Source organism: Ruegeria sp. YTSC002 (assembly GCF_059609845.1).
On the sequence record NZ_JBXWML010000002.1, the window covers coordinates 497,570 to 516,358 of the forward strand.

Sequence of the window (18,789 nt, forward strand, 5' to 3'; positions counted from 1 at the left end):
CGATGGAACTGACAGTAGGCCCGAACCAGTTCTTCTGGCCCGCCGAAACCTGGGCTGCGTTTCACGATGATCTGGCCCGATCGCCCGTCGACCGCGTCGTGCTCGGAGAACTGGTCTGTTCCAAGCGCTTGCCATTTTATCAGGATCGTATCCCCGAGGCGATTTCCCGATTGGTCGAAGCGGGCAAAGAGGTTGCACTGACAAGCCTGGCCCTTGTGACCCTGAAACGCGAGCGCAAACTGACGGCTGAGCTTGCAGAAATGGGCGTCACGGTCGAGATCAACGATCTGACCGCGCTGGCACATTTGCCCGGCACCTGCACGTTTGCCGTTGGCCCGTTGGTAAATGTCTACAACGAAGGCACTTTGAGATGGTTGGCAGCTCGGGGTGCGCGCCGGGTGTGTCTTCCGCCGGAACTGCCCATCGCTTCGGTCAAAACGTTGGCGCAAGCTGCATCGGACTTGGGTGTCGCGATCGAAATATGGGGGCATGGCAGGTTGCCGCTGGCCATTTCCGGGCGCTGTTACCACGCACGATTGCATGGGCGCAGCAAGGACAATTGCCAGTTTGCCTGCGAAGACGATCCGGATGGGTTGGACGTTCTTACCGGTGAGGGCAAGCCGTTCATGGCAATGAACGGTGTGCAGACTCTGTCAGACAGCCATGCCTGTACGGACCATCAGATCGACCTGCTGCAACAGGCTGGCATCTCGGCATTGCGTCTGTCGCCGCAATCTGGCGGTTTCCATCAGCTGTGCGAACTGTATCGAAAACGTATCGACGGCGATCTTCCCCAGGGCGAACTGGAGCGCGCCCTGCGAGGCGCTGATCCTGCCATTCGGTTGAGCGACGGATTTCTGACGGGGTCCTTTGGCGCTGAATGGTCGGGCGATTCCGGTACCGGGTCTGCTGCCTTATGATCACATCGGCGGGTGGGGGCAGGGCGTTTGATGCGTTCTGGAAAGCCCCTTACCGCCCGTTGTTTCTGGCTTCGTATGTCAGCGCTTTGATTACGGTGGCTTGGTGGCCTCTTGGTACTGCCTTTGGACTTCCCGGTCCGGCATGTACGCCGGAGGTCCTCTGGCATATCCACGAGCTGATCTTTGGTTTTGCCGGAGCGGCCATTGGTGGGTATCTTCTGACGGCATTACCCGGTTGGACAGGAAAGCCACCGATTCAGGGGACACCCCTGAAATGGCTGCTGGGTTTTTGGCTGTCCGCTCGGGTATCGACCGCGCTGATGTGTGATGTGGCCCCGGCTGTGCCAATCGCTCTGAACGCGGGTTATTTCGTGCTGCTGGCTGCGGTAATGGGCACCCATCTGTTCCCGGCCAGAGCATACAGAAAACTCGGCTTTTTTTGCACTGTCATAGGGCTTGGTATCGGGGAAATCCTGTTTTTGTGGCCCATTGGGGCCGGGGCTCTGTGGGTCAGTCTGGACATGGTTCATGGGCTGCTCATTGGACTGGTCATGCTGATGAACAGTATCGCAATGCGCGCCATTCCGGCCTTTTCGGCAAACTGGATGCTTCAAACCGGCCATTTGAACGACCTCAGGCAAGGATTGCCATTTGCAGTGTTTCTGGTTCAGACAGGGTTGATTTCCAGCATCCTTGCCCAACTGTTTGAATGGACCTTTGTTGCAAATCTGGCGATGATCGCTGTGGCCTTGGTGCTGTTCCGGGAAATGCTCGGATGGCGAACACTGCGGGTGCGTTCCAACTTTCTGCTCGTGGCGCTTCACATATCTTTCTTATGGTTGCCGATCGGGCTTTTGGTTGTAGGGGTATCGGGGCTTGTCCCGACACTTTATCCAGCAAGTGCCGCTCTCCATGCGATCACCATCGGCGGGATGTCCGGGCTGATCATGGCCATCTCGGGCAGAGCGGCGGCGCATTCGGATACAGGTGGAATGCAAGCCAACCTTGGGTTCATCACTGGTCTTGCTTTGGTCTGGCTGGCCGCCGTGGTGCGGTTGGCTGTGCCGATATTCCCGGATCTTCAGGTTGAACTCGCGGGCGCGGCTTTATGGTGCGCAGGCTGGACGGCATTTATCATCGGCTTCCTGCCTGCTTTGACCGGCCCAACCCGTCGACCAGTTTTAAGCGGTCAGAAATACGCTGTTTCAGAATCCTCTGATCCTGTGCCGTCAAGCGAATGAAGAAATGCGCCTAATTCTATGTCAAACAGGGATTTCTTCCAAATGAAGCGGACGGACAACCTTTGCCACCTCTTCGATTTCCTTGGCAAGCGGACGGTCGGCATCCAGGGTGCCGAAACCTCCGGGACCCGAGATTGATATCTTGCAGAAACGGCCCCGATTGATCACTGGTGCGCGCGCAATTCGACTGCCTGGCAGGCGTCCTTCACTTCGATGGCTGCCAGTGTCGACAGGGCACCGGTGATCTCTGGATCTCTGACAGCGGTATCCGGCGCAACAGAATAGCCGATGGAGATCGAGGCCTGATCCCACATCCCCGTCAGTGCTCTTCAGTCCTTGGCCCAAAACCGGGTTGCGCCCGCCATGGCGCGGATTCGGGTGTGTTTCCCAGACACGGGAATTGACCTGTGCATAACACACGAGGACCGCCTTTACCCGCAGCATGAACATATTTCCTTTTTTAAGGGCGCCGCCTATCCCTGCTGCACAAAGCGATTTTTTGACCGATATATCTCGGATGGCGGGATGGGAAACGCCCCGGATCATCTGTTGGTCCATACGGACTGGAGTGCGTAATCTGCCTGTCACCCGACCTGGACCAACTGGTTCCGCGACGGGCAATCCCGAGGCTTCATAACGCCAGAGCCAAAACTGTCATGAAGTTTGCGCGTTTGCCCTGGTTTCTTCTTCCTGAACCCACGTTTCGGCCTGCAAAACCCCGGGTTGCCCGGTGCCGATAATCCCCACGACCTGCACATCGCCGGTGTCGGCGGGCGCGGCCACCTGAACACTCCGGATCAATGCGAAAAGGGCGACCGCAATACCGATAGCCGCCAGAAGAAACTGAAGACCGCGCCCGCCGAACAATGAGATGGAGTTCGGTCCCAGCATGGTTCCCACCAGCAGGCCGACATTCAGCAACAGCACCATCGTGCCACTGGCCGGAACGATCTGAGACAGCTTGAGCTGATCATTGGCATGCGCCGTCAGGATCGAATACGCGGGATACAGCCCGATTGCGATCAGTACAAAACCATAGACGATATGAGACGGAGACGTGTCGATGGCCATCCAAAGACAGGACAGGGTCGTAACGACACCCAGCCCGATGACCACATAGCGTCTGTCGGTGTGATCAGACAGCCAGCCGATCGGGTATTGCACCACCGCACCGGCGATCAGCGCCGCCACCAGCGCCCCTGACGCCTGCGCCGTCGTAAAGCCGTTTTGCAATGCATAAAGCGGCAACGAGATATAGGACGCCGCGACACCGATGCTGACCAGAACGATGCCGATGACTGCGATGGGCGAAACCTTGTAAAGCACGGGAACCGACATGCGTTCCGGCGCGGCATATTCCGGCGCTTTGTTGCCCGACAGAAGAAGCGGCACGATCGAAAGCGAAATCAGGATGGAAACAAGGCCGAACAGCAGGTTGCCGGTGGGGTCGGGAAAGCCGACGATGGCGGTGCCAAGCGCCGGGCCGGCAAGCTGGATAATGAAATACAGCGACAGAACCTGAGCGCGCATGTTGTTCTCGGATTTCGCGTTCAGCCAGCTTTCGGTGATGACGTAGAGCCCTGGATAGCAAAACCCTCCCAGCAAGCGCATCACGCTCCAGCTGATCGCGTCGCTGGTCAGCAGATGCACAATGGCCGCAATCGAAACCAGCGAGGCGAGGGCCGAAAATGCCCGACATTTTCGACCAGCCTCGGGGCAAGCGCCGTCCCCGCAAGCGCGCCCAAGGGATAGCTTGCCTGCATGACGGAAATCGTGAAGTCACTAAAGCCCAGGCTGGCCCCCCGGATCGTCAGCAACGTCGCCAACAGACCGTTGGCAACCATCAGCATGAACATCCCCAGGAACAGCGCCCAGTTTTCATTCAACGCGCGTATCATGGCCAACGGCTACTGATGCGGGACTGGCCTGTATACAACTCGTACGACATCGGGATGTCGTTTGATGGTACTTCTCCGTTGCAGGCCTATATGCCGGGTTCAACCGTCTTGGTGGCCATTTCAAATGGGTTTTCGGCTGAGCTACACGTCGCCTTGCATGATACGGGCATAGATATCGGGATCCGTCACACCTTCGGAGCCGATCGTCAAAACACGAGACCGCGCCGTCAAACCAAGCTTCCGGAAAAGCTCGGGGTTGTTGGCCGCTTCGATCAATGCGGCCAATCCGGCAACGCCGCTCTCTCCGGCTTCGATCGCCGGATCACTGCCTTGCGGACGCGCAAGGCGACGGACGGTTGGCGGTATCAGCTGATCGTCGATTGTCAGAAAGTCCGAGGCTTCACTGCGCAAAACCTCCCACGCCATCGGAGACGGCACCCCGCAGGACAAACCCGCCATGATGGTCTCTTCGTCAATTTCTACAGACGCGGCTTGCCCCTGCCTTGCGCTTTCGAACAGACACGCCGCCAGATGCGGTTCCACGACCACGACGCGCGGCGCGGCATCACCCCAGGCCTGACGCAATGCTGCCGCAACCGCCGCGGCAAGCCCTCCAACTCCACCTTGCAGAAAGACATGCGTTGGTGCCGCGTCCATTGCATTCACGACTTCTTTGATCATGACGCCATAGCCCGACATCACGTCGCGCGGCGGGTCGGTGTAACCTGGCCAGGATGTGTCCGAAACCACGAACCAGCCGTTCTCGTCGGCTTCCTGCCGACATTGATCCACCGAGGCGTCATAGTCTCCATCGATGCGCACGACGTCGGCCCCCAGATCGCGCATGGCCTGCGCGCGGCCTTCACTGACCTCGGCGTGAATGTAGATCCGGCAAGGCGCGCCGAACCGCTTGCACCCCCACGCGAGGGACCGACCGTGGTTGCCATCGGTCGCCGAAACAAGCGTGATACTGGCAACCATGTCGGCGCAGCGGCCAGTACGGATATCTTCCAATGACACATCCTGACCGGTGCGGCGCGATATTTCACGTTGCAGAACACGCAAGGCGGCAAAGGCCCCCCCCAAGGCCTTGAAACTGCCAAGCCCAAACCGGGGTCCTTCATCCTTGTAGTGGACCTCCGCGACGCCGATCTCGGCTGCCAACGAGGGCAAGGAATGCAGAGGCGTGGGCGCATACCCCTCCCATTGGGTGATTTCCCTTGCTGCGCGATCGAAATCCCGTCGTGTCAAAACGGTTTCGGCAGCGGGGCCAAAACCCGGCCGTCCTGCCTGATGGGCGATGTTTTCCGTCATGGTCGTGTGTCCTGTCAGGGTTTCAGCGGCAGGCGCTGCCGCACCAGCTCTGCCCAGAATTCTGCACCCAGCGGGAGCAGTTCGTCGTTGAAATCGTAATCAGCCGAGTGCAGCGGTCGGCCATTTGATCCTTCGGTCCCGTTGCCGATAAGCAGGAAACACCCGGGCACAACGGCAGCAAATTCGGCAAAATCTTCAGAAAAAGACATGGCAGGGCGGTCTCCGTCCACCTCTAGACCCATGGCCGAAGCTGCTGAAACGACATGCGATGCAGCATCGGCATCATTGTTTGCCTCGATGAATGCGGTGCGGAAATCCACGCTCACCTCGACGCCATGGCTTTCGGCCACACCGGTTGCGATCTGGCGCATATTGCGCTCGATCAACCTGCGGTCTTCCGGTGACATGGCCCGCGCGTCACCTTTCAGAACAGTGCGCCCCGGAAGCACATTGCGCTGTCCGTCGGTGATGAACTCGGTCACTGACACCACGGCGCCGGAAGAAGGTGCAAGCTTGCGTGAAACGATGGTTTGCAGGGCCAATACCAGTTCCGCGGCAGGCGTGATCGTTTCGCGCCCGACATGGGGCATCGAGGCATGACCGCCCTGACCGGTAATCGTGATCTCGAACAGGCTTTCACTGCAACAGATGACACCGGCGCGGGTGGAAACCCGCCCGACAGGCTCGCCCGGAAGATTGTGCGCGCCGTAAACCTCTTCAATCGGGAAGGACTGCAAAACCCCTTCATCGATCATCGCCCTTGCCCCAAGCCCATGCTCTTCATTGGGCTGGAACAGGAAGACAACCGTGCCGTCAAACGCCGGATCCTTGGCCAGCAATTCGGCGGCCCCAAGCAGCATCACCGTGTGGCCATCATGGCCACAGGCATGCATGACACCTTCGTTCTGCGACGTGTGCGCAAACGTGTTGACCTCGGTAATCGGCAGCGCGTCGAAATCCGCTCGCAGCCCGATGGCGCGATTGCCGTTGCCTGCCTTCAACACGCCCACGACACCGACCCCTTCAAACACCTCGATGCCCAAGGCTCGCAGATGCCCGGCAATCCGGGCCTTGGTCCAGACTTCCTGAAACCCAAGCTCGGGGTTGCGATGAAACTCATGGCGCAACGCACGCAGGCGTTCTGTCAATGCTGTCACGGCAAAACTTCCCCTTCGACGTGTTGCTTCACAGGTGTGAAACAAGTTTATTGCAAGTGACCTGAAAAAAGGGCTCTAGTTGGTGGCTACCCATGCAAGTTTCTTTCACATGACGCAATTGGATGACTTTGACCGCGCGATCCTGCGGATTCTGCAACAAGACAACAGAACCACGCAGCACAAGATTGGCGAGGCGGTAAACCTGTCCGCACCCTCTGTGCAGCGCCGTATCCGCCGGATGGAGGCAGAAGGCGTGATCCGCGCCAATGTCGCCATTGTTGATCCGGCAGCCGTCGGTCTTCAGCTTACCATCTTCGTCGAACTTGAACTGGTCAGCGAAACCCCTGACGAGATTGATGCCGTCAAGAAAACCCTGCTGAACGCTCCGGAAGTCCAGCAATGCTTTTACGTGACCGGAGAGGTGGATTTCATGGTTGTCGTAGTCGTCGAAAGCATGGCGATCTACGAAGATTTCACCCGCCGGATGTTCTTTGAAAACGGAAATATCCGAAAGTTCAAAACCTTCGTTTCAATGGATACCATCAAATCCGGCAGCGCTTTGGGTTTCTGACCGAAACATGGTGCAGTGCCGAACCCGACGAGACGAGTTCGTCCTGTGCCTCGACCATTTGGTTTGATCGACGGAACCGCAAAGGCAAGTCCCGTCAAGGGTTTCAACGAAGGTGTTCCACCGTGTTTTCACCTACATTCCATTGCGCGGAATGACATGCGCGTTCTCTTCTTCAAAGATCAGCTCCTCCCCCGACCATGCCTTCAGGCGCGAGATCAAATGAAACTCGGTGGCCGTTGCCCGTTGTTCGGAATAGGTCCAGATCCGGGCTGACCAGTCCTCACGGTCGAAACCGGCGGTCTGCTCCATCGTGGCGACAGCCGAAAGCGGGTCGCCCGGAAGGATTGTATACCTTCGATCTGACACATCGCTGAGCACCGTCCCAATATCGTCCAGGCGGAAATCACCCACCGGCCCGAAGACGCCCCCGTCAAGAAAAGACCTGTGAGTTACCTCGCCATTCGTCAGGTCCGTGTGGACCGAGCGTTCCATCGAGCCCGAGCGCACCTTGGTCTTTCTGGGCCGGGAACCGGACGCTGCCGGTTCGGGCAGCGGGCGGGGTTCCGTAGTGTCAACGCCTGGGTTTCGGATGGGCAAGTGCAACTGAGACTGACCCGGACGGATCGTAAGTGTCACAGGTTCGGGGGCGGGCCAAAGTACGGGCCAATAAGCCGAAGCGATCTGCAAGACGATGCGATGACCTGACAGAACCCGATATCCTGTTCCATACATCGGGACGGTTACAGCCATCTCCTCTCCGGGTGTGATCGGTGTGGGTTCTGTATCGCTGATCCGGTGGTTGAGGTTGCAGAATCCCCGTGCAATCAACGTCTGCGCACCGTTCGGGGCTTCGTCCACCAGCAATGCAACGACAAAGCCCTGAGCCTGATCTGCGGACACTTTCAGATCGACGGACGGTTGCCCCAGGATATCAAGCGCGTCTTCAAGTGGCGCCGCTTTGAACTGCAACGCGCCGGCGGCGTCGATCCGGCAGTCTGCCGCCATGTCTCCGGGTATGGCGAAAGAGCACATATCACCTGCGGCCGCCCCGAAGCTTTGCGGCGAGCAAATCGCAAGCTCTGCTGCGGAAACGGGGTCTGCCTCAAGCGTCAGCTGATTCAGCCAAAGGGACGTGTTGGTGATATTCGGTGACGGCCAGCTCGGCTCTTCAACCCAGCGCCCCGTGCGTTCGATATGCGTCCCGGTCGGCGCCGCGCTGTCTTGAAGGAAAAAACGCAAAGGCGGTTCGTCCATCAACCCTGTGTCTTTTCCTTTCAACCAGTGATCCCAGAACCGGATGACCTCTGCGACAAAATCAGCCTTGGGGCCGGGCACCCCTTCGTGCGGGTACAGATGCGCCCATGGCCCCATCAGGATCTTGACCGGCCCGCTGAGGTGTTCGGCGATGCGGAATGGTGTATCGCGGTACAGATCCATCCAACCGCCGAAAAAGTAGACCGGCACATCCACGTCGGCATAGTTTTCGCAGATCGAACCGCGCCGCCACATCTCGTCATGGGTCTGGTGTTCCAGCCACATGGCCGGCCAGAACGCCGCGCCTTCCAACCGCTCGCGCCACATGTCAAGCCAGCGGTCCGCGCCGACAATCTGTGGGTCCGGTGGCATGGCGTTGTACAGTTGCATGATCGAGCCCCACCAGAAATTGTCGTTGGCCAGACACCCGCCGTAAAAGTGGATGTCCTCGCGCCACCTGTCGTCTGTGCCCATCACCGGTGCTATCGCCTTCAACGCCGGAGGGCGTGTCGCCGCCACCTGAAACGCGTTGTATGCCCCCCAGCTTTTGCCGAACATTCCAACATTTCCATCGCACCAGTCCTGATCGGCGATCCACTGGATGAGGTCGTGACCGTCCTGAATCTCCTGATGCGAATACTCATCTTCTGCGACACCATCACTGTCGCCATAGCCCCGGATATCAACGCGGATCGACGCGTAACCGGCGGCGGCAAACTGCGGGTGCATGCTTTCATCCCGCATGCGTGTCCTGTCCCGGCGGCGATAGGGAATGTATTCCAGGATACAGGGCACAGGGGCGTTTTTCGCGCCTTCCGGCAGCCACAGGCGCGCCGCAAGTTTCGTGCCGTCAGGCAGCGGTATCCAAACAGTCTCGATGACCTCGATATTGCTCATGTCCGGTCCTTTTTGTTCGCGCCTAAGGGGTTTCATGCCGTACAGGCAATCGGTGGTACGTGTTCAAAGCGCAGTCTTCGATGGCGTCACCACCGAAGGCCAAGGCGCAGCGCATCATAGACTGCCGCGTGTATGTTGCGCGAGGAAACGGCGTCTCCGATCCGATACAGATCAAAACCGGCCTTCGGGTTCACCTGCGGAAACACGTCACCCGAACTGGCGACAAGAGCGTCGTGATCCACAGCGCCAAGATTTCGCGAAAGCGGTTTGAGTTCGAAATAGAGATCGTCCAGAGGCAAGGTGCCCTGATTGACGATCACCTGGTCATACATGCGCTTTTCAACAAGATCCGAGTAATCCGTTCCAATCGCCGCTTCCAGTTGATTGCCTGAGCGTACCAGCGATTTCAGCGTCCGGGTTACGGTGAACAGCGCCCCCGTTTTTTGCAGCGCCCGTATATATGGCACCAGATTCATGCCCATGATCTCGGGCGCAAAGCTGCGGTCGCGGGTCATGATCTCAACCCGCGCACCTGACCCGGCGATGATCTCGGCCGCCATCAGGGCCGGGTGGTCGCCCGCATCATCGTAGATCAGCACGTTTTCGCCCGGGTGCGCGTCTGCGGACAGGATGTCCCACGCCGAAACCGCCAGATCGTTTCCGGTTTCCAAGATTGTCGTCTCGGGCAAGCCTCCGGTCGCGATCACGACCATATCCGGGGCAAGGGTTGTTACGTCATCCGCGTCTGCAAAGGTGTTGAATTGGAACCTGACATCGCGTGCAGCGCATTGCGCCATGCGCCAGTCGATGATCCCGATCATCTCGGCCCGGCGTCGGGACTGCGCGGCCAGACGCACCTGACCGCCGGGTTCAGAGGCCGCTTCCAGAACGGTAACGTCGTGCCCGCGCTCTGCCGCAACCCGTGCCGCTTCAAGCCCTCCGGGCCCTGCGCCCACGATGACCGCCCGGCGGCGGGACTTGGCCGCGGTGATCACATGCGGCATCGACAATTCGCGCCCGGTGGCAGGGTTGTGAATGCACAGGGCTTCACCGGCCTGATAAATCCGGTCCAGGCAGTAGGTTGCGCCGACGCAGGGGCGGACGTCATCTTCCCGACCGGCCCGGATTTTGGACACGATCATCGGGTCGGCCATATGTGCGCGGGTCATGCCGACCATATCCAGCAACCCGGACGCCAAGGCATGTCGTGCGGTAGCCACATCGGGAATGCGCGATGCATGAAAGGTCGGCATCCCGATTTCGGCTCGTACGCGCCCGGCAAAATCCAGATGCGGTGCGCTTTTCATGCCCTGCACCGGGATCACATCCGTCATGGCCGGATCCGTATGAATACGGCCGCGAATGACGTTCAGGAAATCGACCTGACCGCTGTCGCGCAGCCTTCGGGCGATTTCCAGCCCGTCTTCTTCGGTGATGCCGCCTTTTTCAACCTCATCTGCCGTGTAGCGGACGCCAACGATGAAATCCGTCCCGACACGGTCGCGGATCGCATCCAGAACCATGAAACCGAACCGCAACCGATTGTCGAGACTGCCGCCATAGGGTGCGTCCATCGTATTGGTCAGCGGTGACCAGAACTGATCGATCAGGTGGCCATAGGCTTGCAATTCGATTCCGTCGAGACCCGCGGCCTTCATACGCTCGGCTGCATCGGCATAATCGCTCACGATCCGTTCGATATCATGGTCTTCCATCTTCTTCGCAAAAGCCCGATGGGCCGGTTCACGATAATGCGACGAAGAGACCGACGGCAGCCAATCGCCCTTGTTCCAACCCGTGCGTCGCCCCAGATGGGTCAATTGGATCATCACTGCGCAACCATGAGCATGGCAGGCGTCGGTCAATTCAGCCATCCAGCGCACGACCTCGTCCTTGTAGGCAAGGACGTTGTTGAACACCGGCGGGCTGTCGCGGCTGACGGTGGCGGAACCAGCCGTCATGGTCATGGCAACACCAGCTTTCGCACGTATCTCATGATAGGCGCGATACCGCTCTTTCGGCATGCCGTCTTCGGGGTAGGCGGGTTCATGACTGGTCGTCATGATCCTGTTCTTCAGTGTCAGATGTTTCAGCTGATAGGGTTGCAGCAGCACATCGCGGCTCATGACCAGCCGTCCTTTGTGGGAACCATTGACGTCAGTCGACCAACGTCGCTGTCCTGCATCGGACATGCAAAAGGCAGTGTTTCGGCAGTGTCGGGTGGCATATGGCGCTCCGATATTGGGGTGAGCCGAGGAGCTCTTTGCCGATTGAAAGCAGACTGGGAAATCTCCGTCAAACGCCTTGTGAGCCGAGGCCGCGATGTTTCACCGAATACGTTGGCCGAGAAGCGCAAGACAGGAAGGAAAAGCCATCAGTGAAAACGACCTGTCCGCATGGCGCGGGCAACTGGTTGTCACATCACCGCGCACCGGACATAAGCGTGCTGTCGGGCTGAAAAATCCCGCGCGGCAGGTTGGCAATTATTCGATTGTTGAGGGTCCGGGCTGGCGGTTGGCGTCGTTTCACTCTATCGCCCAACCGGAACGTACCTTTCATGACAGGAGACAGCAGTCGTGACCATCACCCGCATCGAAACCGGCCAGCGCATGAGCCGCATCGTCAAACACAACGGAACCGCCTATCTGTGCGGTCAGGTTTCAGATGCCGCGACCGTTGCGGATCAAACCCGTGACATCCTTGCCAAGATCGAGGACCTTCTAGCCAAGGCCGGCAGCGACAAGACGCGTATCCTGCAATGCGTGATCTGGTTGTCGGACATGGCCGATTTTGCCGAAATGAACGCGGTCTGGGATGCCTGGGTGCCAGAGGGCCACGCCCCGGCCCGTGCCTGTGGCGAGGCGAAACTGGCCCGTGATGTTCTGAAGGTCGAAATGATCGTTACCGCAGCCTGCGATTGATCCGGCCGCGCGTCGTGCGCTGAATTCGGGCGCGGGTGGGTTCGGGCTTGGGAATCAAGACGCCCTGAGCACGTTCCTACTGTACCTGAGAATGCACCTTTTCCAGAGTTTCCAGAAACAGCTTGGCCACGCGTGTTGGCGCAGGTTGTTTTCTGGCCACGGCCGCGAAACGGGTTCTGTATTTGATTTCTTTGGGCAGGACCTTTTTCATGAGCCCCTGTTCGACAAATTCCTGCGCCAGATGATCGGGAAGAAACCCAAGGTAGCGACCTGAAAGTATCAGGATAACCAGTGCCTGTTCGTTCTGCACTTTGGCTGCACGCCGAAACCCAAGTTGTTGACCAACGATGAGGTTCGGAGAGTTCACGTTCAAACCGGCGTAGTTGAACTTGCGAAGATCGCTCAATTGCAACTCCGGATCTGGGCGATCAAACAGCGGGTGTTCCTGCCCGCAGTACAAGAACATGTTTTCCCCGTAGAGCGGCGTGTAGTCCAGGCTTGCCGATGGTCTGTGCAAAGCGATGATGCCGACATCCAGATGCCCGGTGATGACCATGGTTTCGATCACGTTGGGCGGTTCCAGCGACAGCTCGATGTGAACCGCCGGTGCGGCCTCATTGAACTTGTGAATCGTGCGGGCAAGTCCGGCTTCGGGGTTGGTGGTGCACTGATCGAACAGAGCCACGCGAATACTGCCGGCCAGTTGCTGTTTGACTTCGTTGACCTCGGTTCTGAACTGCGCGACGGAAATAAGCAGGTCTTCCGCCGCCGCCAGCACCTTCTCGCCGTCTTCCGTCAGTGAAAACCCTGACGGCCCCCGGTTGCACAGCTTCAGGCCAAGCCTCAGTTCCAGGTCAGACAAGTGTTTCGAGATCGTTGATTTACCGATGTTCAGCTCGATCTCGGCGGCCGTGATACCACCACTTTCCGCGACGGTTTTGAACACGCGCAGCAGACGGATGTCGGTGTCCCCGATCCGGGTACCAAGTTTGTTCTGTCTCATATCGTATGTTTGATATCTATGAAACCTTTCACGCAAATATTAACAACGACGAAACCATTTTGGCAAGCTAGCTATACGTCGCCGAGGTAGAATCGGACTGGCCTATTTCTCCCCAGGTCAGCGCGCACCTCGAAACACGACAAATGGGAGGAAATCCATGTCATTTCTCAAAAAGCTTGGCACTTTCAGCGCAGCCGTTTCCGTTGCCGCACTGATGGTCGCCGGCACGGCCGAGGCGAAGAACTTCAAGATCGCTGTCGGCGACAGCGCGGGCAGCGCTCAAGAGGCGCTGGGGCTCGCTTTCGTGAAAGCACTCGAAGAAAAATCGGGTGGTGAGCACACCGCGACACTGTTCCTGAACGGTCAGCTCGGGTCCGAGCAGGACACCGTGAACGAGGCCGCCATCGGCACGCTCGACATGTCGCTGCTGGCGATCAACAACATCACGCCCTTCTCGCCTTCGGTCGGCGTTTTCACCTTGCCTTATGTCATTCTCAGCCTGGAAGATGCTGAAAAGCTGACCCAGGGGCCAATCGGTCAGGAACTGGTCGAAAACACCATCCGTGATGCCGGCGTCCGCATCATCGGCTGGACGTATACCGGTTTCCGCCGTCTGACCAACTCGAAGAAGCCGGTCAAATCGGTTGCGGACTTGCAGGATCTGATCATCCGCGTTCCCAAGAACGAAATCATGATCGAAACCTACAAGGCATGGGGCATCAACCCGACCCCAATGGCCTGGTCCGAAACCTTCACCGGCCTACAGACCAAAGTGGTCGACGGTCAGGACAACCCTTACCTGACCATCAATGCGATGAAGTTCTACGAGGTTCAGGACCACGTCACCAACCTGCGTTACATCTTCTCGATCGAACCGCTGATCATCTCGGAAGCCATCTTCCAGGATCTGTCCGAAGAGGAACAGCAGATGATCCTGGAAGCAGGGCAGGAAGCCACGCAGGTTTCGGCACAGTTCCTGCGTGATTCAGAGGCTGCCATCAAAGAAGAGCTGACCGCAAAGGGAATGGCAATCATCGACCCCGAGAACGACGAAGCCGAGTTCATTCAACTGGCAACCGAAGCCGTATGGCCGCAGTTCTACGAGTCCATTGGTGGTGTCGAGAAGCTGAATGCAGTTCTCGAAGCCATCGGCCGCGAGCCGGTCCAGCAATAATCGCCCCAGAGCGATAGCGGGAGGAGCGCTGCGGCGCTCTTCTCAATTCAGGGAGGAGTGAAACCACATGTTCTGGAAATTTCTGGACAACATAGAAAGTATCATCTGCCGGATCCTCTTATCCGGCTTCGTCTGCCTTTTGTTCGTGCAGATCATCGCGCGCGAAGTCTTCGGCTTTTCGATCAGCTGGATCGAAGAACTTTCGGTCTACATGTTCGTGTGGTTCGTCTATTTCGGCGCAAGTTACGCCGCTCTGAAAGGCGCGCATAACCGGGTGACGTTCCAGTTCAAGTTCCTGCCTGAGGGGGCGATCAAGTACATAGAAGCTTTTGCCGATCTCTTCTGGCTCTTCTTCAATGTCTACTTCCTGTATCTGGCGACAGATTTTGTCTTCAACAAGATGAACAAATTCTGGAAGTCCCAGACCCTGGGTATCGAGATGAAATACATCTACATGGTGCTGCCCATCGCCTTTGCGCTGATGACCGTCCGCATCATTCAGGTGAACTACCGCCGCCTTATCAAGGGCGAAGATATTCACGATCCCGATCAGATCGACCTCGACGAAATCAAAGCTGCGACTGAAGCAGCAAAGAAATCCTAAGGGCAGGGGGATAAACCATGGAATCCGAAATCGTCACAATCCTGTTTGGGTCTTTCCTGTTTCTGCTGCTCATTGGCGCACCGATCACGGTGGCGCTGGGTGTGGCTTCGCTGGTCTCATTCCTTTATCTGGACGAGAACCCGATCAAGTTCGTGCAGATTGCCTTCACCTCAGTCGGTTCGTTCCCGCTGATGGCTCTGCCCGCGTTTATTCTTGCCGGCGCTTTGATGGAAGCCGCCGGAATTTCGAAACGCCTGATCAATGTTGCCGAAAGCCTGGCCGGTCCCTTCACCGGCGGTATTTCGGCTGCAACGGTCATGGCCTGTCTGTTCTTCGGCGCTATTTCGGGCTCGGGCCCGGCAACAACCGCGGCCGTTGGGATGCTGATGATCCCTGCGATGATCGACCGCGGCTATGAGCGCGGCTATGCCTCGGCGATCACTGCGTCCTCTGGCGGCCTTGGGATTATCATTCCTCCCTCTATCCCGATGGTGATCTTCGGCATTGCCGCGCTCGGTATGGCGCCGCCGCCGGAAGCCGTGGAAAAATTCGGTACATTCCAGTCGGTTTCGATCTCGAAACTGTTCATCGCCGGATTCGTCCCTGCCTTCCTGATCGCCACCAGCCTGCTGATCCTGAACTTCTTCATGTCGAAAAAGCGCGGCTACAAGGGCGTTTCTGAAGGTTGGTCGATCCGTCACGTGGGCTGCGAAATGTATCGTGGGTTCTGGTCGCTGATGGCGCCGCTGGTGATCCTGGGCGGTATCTACACCGGCTTCTTCACCCCGACCGAGGCGGCAATCGTGGCAATCTTCTACACCCTGTTCGTGGGCGTGGTCATCTATCGTGAACTGACATGGCAGTCGCTGTTCCAGTCGCTCGAGGCCACCACCTGGCTGACTGGTCGGGTGCTGCTGATCCTGTTCACCGCGACGGTGTTTGGCCGCCTGCTGGTGGAAAACCAGATCCCGGCGATCATCGCGGATTCGATGCTCAGCTTTACCGACAACCTGTATGTGATCTGGGCGCTGATCATCTTCTTCCTGCTGTTCGTCGGCATGTTCATGGAGACGCTGGCCACCATCCTGATCCTGGTTCCGGTGATGCTGCCGGTGGCCTACTCGGTGGGTATCGACCCGATTCACTTTGGCGTGGTGATGGTCTGTACGCTGGGCATCGGTTTCCAGACGCCGCCGCTGGGCGAAAACCTGTTCATCGCGTCGGGTATCTCGAACATCACCATCGAACAGATCTCGTTGCGCGCTCTGCCTTTTGCCGCAGCCAACACGGTGGCGATCTTCATCATCGCCTTCTTCCCTGAACTGTCGCTGTGGTTGCCGCGGCTGTTTGGCTACTGACCTGAAAGGATGACGACATGAAACAACTGGTCACAAACATCCTCTTTGCCACTGATCTGTCCGAAAATTCGGGTCATGCCATGCGCCATGCCGCCAGCATCGCGCAGGCCACGGGGGCTGAAATTCACGTGCTGCATGTGAATGAACCGCTGTCGGACGATGCCAAGATCACGATGGAGATCTTCATCCTGAATGAAGAGACCCGCAAAACCGCCGCTGCGCGTCGTCACGAGATGGTGCGCAAGGTTCTGGCCGAGCGGCAAGCCAAGTTCTGGGCTCAGTTCGATGGTGACGATGAGAGAATTCGCGAACAGGTCACTTCGGTCGAAGTCACCGATGGCCACCCGGCCGAAGTGATCCTGCGCCGCTCGGTCGAACTGGGCTGCGATCTGATCGTGCTGGGCGCGCATGATCACGGCTTTTCGCACACGTTTCTGGGCACCGTCGCAAAGCGTGTTCTGCGGCGCTCCAAGATCCCGACACTGATCGTCCCGAATCCGGACGAAACGTAACAACCCCACTGACAAGGACGTACAAAATGAGCAAAACCCTGACCGCGCAGGACCTGGCGGACACGTTTGACGCGTTCAACCGCCACGACATCGACGGCGTGATGACCCACTTCGCCGACGACTGCGTGTTCTACACCGTGGCCGGCGACGAGAAATACGGCAACAAGATTGAAGGGTCCGAAGCCATCGCCGCCGCGTTTTCAAGCGTTTGGGCAGGCATGAAAGACGCCCATTGGGATCACCACGGCCACTTTGTCCATGGCGATCGTGCGGTTTCGGAATGGACCTTTTCGGGAACCGATGCAAACGGCATGCGGATCGAAGCCGAAGGTGCGGATCTGTTTACCCTGCGTGACGGGAAAATCGTCGTAAAACAGGCGCTTCGCAAAACGCGCCCCATGTTCAAGGCCTGATCCGCCGCACCGCGCGCAGCTTCGGAGAAAACAAGAATGGTGGACAACAGCATCCCGCGTCATTGGCCCAAGGCCAGCTATGACCCGAAATATGACCCCATCATCGATGCGGGTCCCGGTCACAATCGCGACCACGCGCCCACATACTGGATCGGAACGGCCGGAACACCTCCGGCCGATGATGGCCCCGTGTCCAGCGATATGGATGCGGATGTGGTGGTGATCGGGTCGGGTTATACCGGCCTGTCCACCGCCATTCACCTTGCCAAGGAACACGGTATCCAGGCGGTTGTTCTTGAAGCGAATACTGTGGCCTGGGGATGTTCGACCCGCAATGGTGGGCAGGCCCAGATCTCATCCGGGCGGCTGAAACGGTCGCAATGGATTCAGCGCTGGGGCACGGACGTGGCCAAAGGCATGCATGCCGAAGTCACTGAAGCTTTCGAGTTGTTCAACGATCTCATCGCGTCGGATGACATCGACTGTGATCCGCAGCCGGGCGGCCATTACTATATCGCGCACCGCGAAAAAGTCATGCCGTCGCTCAAGAAAGAGAGCAAATTGTTGAACGATGTGTTCCGCTATGGTTCGCGTATTCTGTCCCGAGACGAGCTGCATGAAAAACACGTGCGGGACATGGAAGCCGCAGGCGCGATGTGGGAGCCGGACGGAACCTGCATCCACGCCGGCAAGCTGGCCTTCGGTTATGTCAAGATGGCGCGCAGGCTGGGTGTGAAAATCCATACGGGCAGCCCGGTCATGGGGTGGCAAACCAAAGGCGGAATACATCACTTGCGGACGCCGGGTGGTATTGTGCGCGCGAAATCGGTGGCCTTGGCAACGGCGGGCTATACCCCGCCGGGTCTCAACGACCGCACCAGGCACCGCCTGATGCCAATCCTGTCTAACTCGATGGTGACACGGCCTCTGACCCGGGCCGAGCTGGATGAATGCGGCATCCAGACCAAATCCCCCCTGACGGACACACGAACGCTGCGCCATTATTACCGCCTTTTGCCGGACAATCGGATGCAGATCGGCAGCCGCAGCGCGGTGACAGGGCGTGATGCCGAGAACGGCAAACACCTGGACTTGCTGAAGAAGGGACTTGCCCGCAAGTTCCCGGCGCTGGCGGATATCAACCTCGACTATTCCTGGTGGGGCTGGGTTGATGTCAGCCACGATATGATGCCGCGCATTTTCCGGCCGGATCCTGAGCAAAGCGTGTTCTATGCCATGGGCTACGGCGGCAATGGCGTCATGTACTCGGCCCAGGCCGGGCGACGCATGGCGCAGTTGGTTGCAGGCAAGAAGGACAAGGCATTCGACCTGCCGATCTTCACCTCCCCATTGCCGAGCCACGGCATCCTGACGCCTTTCCGCCGAATGGGGCAGCGCATGGCGTATGTCGGCTATTACCTCAAAGACGAAATACTGTAACTCACAGGGGCTTTGCCGCCCTGAAAAGACAAGGAAGCACCCACATGAAGATGACGACGGAAGAGGCGTTTGTTAAGGTTTTGCAGATGCACGGGATCGAGCATGCGTTCGG

General features: G+C 58.2%; 18 protein-coding genes. 10 read left to right on the forward strand and 8 right to left on the reverse strand.

What is annotated here, in order from left to right; translation table 11 throughout:
* The first annotated feature begins 2 nt into the window (after positions 1 to 2).
* Together ubiV and AC2FFD_RS07475 are read left to right on the forward strand one after the other, a co-directional pair.
* Positions 3 to 920 carry a ubiquinone anaerobic biosynthesis protein UbiV gene (gene ubiV, locus AC2FFD_RS07470; protein ID WP_496872732.1) on the forward strand — a complete coding sequence of 306 codons (918 nt, stop codon included), beginning with the start codon at positions 3 to 5 and terminating at the stop codon, positions 918 to 920.
* Positions 917 to 2,161, forward strand: coding sequence for an NnrS family protein (locus AC2FFD_RS07475; protein ID WP_496872733.1), 1,245 nt, complete (start codon positions 917 to 919; stop codon positions 2,159 to 2,161). The genes ubiV and AC2FFD_RS07475 overlap by 4 nt, the downstream gene beginning before the upstream one ends.
* A 164-nt stretch (positions 2,162 to 2,325) precedes the next feature.
* On the opposite strand, the gene AC2FFD_RS07480 is transcribed toward AC2FFD_RS07475, so the two are convergent.
* The 5 genes from AC2FFD_RS07480 to AC2FFD_RS07500 form a co-directional block, all read right to left on the reverse strand.
* Positions 2,326 to 2,475 carry a hypothetical protein gene (locus AC2FFD_RS07480; RefSeq protein WP_257601297.1) on the reverse strand — a complete coding sequence of 50 codons (150 nt, stop codon included), beginning with the start codon at positions 2,473 to 2,475 and terminating at the stop codon, positions 2,326 to 2,328.
* A gap of 340 nt (positions 2,476 to 2,815) precedes the next feature.
* Positions 2,816 to 3,811, reverse strand: a complete 996-nt coding sequence (locus tag AC2FFD_RS07485) for an MFS transporter (protein WP_496872734.1) — start codon at positions 3,809 to 3,811, stop codon at positions 2,816 to 2,818.
* Positions 3,799 to 4,059 (reverse strand): hypothetical protein, encoded by a 261-nt coding sequence (locus tag AC2FFD_RS07490; protein WP_496872735.1) that lies wholly within the window; start codon positions 4,057 to 4,059, stop codon positions 3,799 to 3,801. The genes AC2FFD_RS07485 and AC2FFD_RS07490 overlap by 13 nt, the downstream gene beginning before the upstream one ends.
* 141 nt (positions 4,060 to 4,200) lie before the next feature.
* On the reverse strand, positions 4,201 to 5,373 hold the full coding sequence (locus AC2FFD_RS07495) for a diaminopropionate ammonia-lyase (RefSeq protein ID WP_496872736.1): 1,173 nt from the start codon (positions 5,371 to 5,373) through the stop codon (positions 4,201 to 4,203).
* Between the two features lie 14 nt (positions 5,374 to 5,387).
* A complete protein-coding gene (locus AC2FFD_RS07500; protein ID WP_496872737.1) occupies positions 5,388 to 6,530 on the reverse strand; it encodes an amidohydrolase in 1,143 nt (380 codons plus the stop codon).
* Between the two features lie 82 nt (positions 6,531 to 6,612).
* Between AC2FFD_RS07500 and AC2FFD_RS07505 the strand changes: the two genes are divergently transcribed.
* Entirely contained in the window at positions 6,613 to 7,101 is a 489-nt protein-coding gene (locus AC2FFD_RS07505; RefSeq protein ID WP_496872738.1) for an Lrp/AsnC family transcriptional regulator, read from the forward strand.
* A gap of 132 nt (positions 7,102 to 7,233) precedes the next feature.
* On the opposite strand, the gene AC2FFD_RS07510 is transcribed toward AC2FFD_RS07505, so the two are convergent.
* Positions 7,234 to 9,252: a CocE/NonD family hydrolase gene (locus AC2FFD_RS07510; protein ID WP_496872739.1), complete on the reverse strand. Its 2,019-nt coding sequence runs from the start codon at positions 9,250 to 9,252 to the stop codon at positions 7,234 to 7,236.
* A gap of 86 nt (positions 9,253 to 9,338) precedes the next feature.
* Positions 9,339 to 11,378, reverse strand: a complete 2,040-nt coding sequence (locus AC2FFD_RS07515; RefSeq protein WP_496872740.1) for an oxidoreductase — start codon at positions 11,376 to 11,378, stop codon at positions 9,339 to 9,341.
* 450 nt (positions 11,379 to 11,828) lie between these two features.
* Here AC2FFD_RS07515 and AC2FFD_RS07520 point away from each other — a divergent pair, with 450 nt between their 5' ends.
* A complete protein-coding gene (locus tag AC2FFD_RS07520; RefSeq protein ID WP_496872741.1) occupies positions 11,829 to 12,173 on the forward strand; it encodes a RidA family protein in 345 nt (114 codons plus the stop codon).
* A 76-nt stretch (positions 12,174 to 12,249) separates the two neighbouring features.
* Here the strand turns inward: AC2FFD_RS07520 and AC2FFD_RS07525 are convergent, their stop codons facing one another.
* The gene (locus AC2FFD_RS07525) at positions 12,250 to 13,176 is read right to left on the reverse strand and encodes a LysR family transcriptional regulator (protein ID WP_496872742.1); all 927 of its coding nucleotides are present in this window, start codon (positions 13,174 to 13,176) and stop codon (positions 12,250 to 12,252) included.
* A 157-nt stretch (positions 13,177 to 13,333) separates the two neighbouring features.
* Here AC2FFD_RS07525 and AC2FFD_RS07530 point away from each other — a divergent pair, with 157 nt between their 5' ends.
* From AC2FFD_RS07530 to AC2FFD_RS07555, 6 genes are all read left to right on the forward strand, one after another.
* A complete protein-coding gene (locus AC2FFD_RS07530) occupies positions 13,334 to 14,350 on the forward strand; it encodes a TRAP transporter substrate-binding protein (protein ID WP_425079055.1) in 1,017 nt (338 codons plus the stop codon).
* 67 nt (positions 14,351 to 14,417) lie between these two features.
* Complete coding sequence (locus AC2FFD_RS07535) at positions 14,418 to 14,954, forward strand: TRAP transporter small permease (RefSeq protein WP_170347177.1); 537 nt, start codon at positions 14,418 to 14,420, stop codon at positions 14,952 to 14,954.
* A gap of 17 nt (positions 14,955 to 14,971) precedes the next feature.
* Complete coding sequence (locus AC2FFD_RS07540) at positions 14,972 to 16,312, forward strand: TRAP transporter large permease (protein ID WP_170347178.1); 1,341 nt, start codon at positions 14,972 to 14,974, stop codon at positions 16,310 to 16,312.
* A 17-nt stretch (positions 16,313 to 16,329) separates the two neighbouring features.
* On the forward strand, positions 16,330 to 16,824 hold the full coding sequence (locus AC2FFD_RS07545; protein WP_170347179.1) for a universal stress protein: 495 nt from the start codon (positions 16,330 to 16,332) through the stop codon (positions 16,822 to 16,824).
* 26 nt (positions 16,825 to 16,850) lie between these two features.
* Positions 16,851 to 17,237 carry a nuclear transport factor 2 family protein gene (locus AC2FFD_RS07550; RefSeq protein ID WP_496872743.1) on the forward strand — a complete coding sequence of 129 codons (387 nt, stop codon included), beginning with the start codon at positions 16,851 to 16,853 and terminating at the stop codon, positions 17,235 to 17,237.
* Between the two features lie 36 nt (positions 17,238 to 17,273).
* Positions 17,274 to 18,677 carry an NAD(P)/FAD-dependent oxidoreductase gene (locus tag AC2FFD_RS07555; protein ID WP_496872744.1) on the forward strand — a complete coding sequence of 468 codons (1,404 nt, stop codon included), beginning with the start codon at positions 17,274 to 17,276 and terminating at the stop codon, positions 18,675 to 18,677.
* Positions 18,678 to 18,789: the final 112 nt, after the last annotated feature.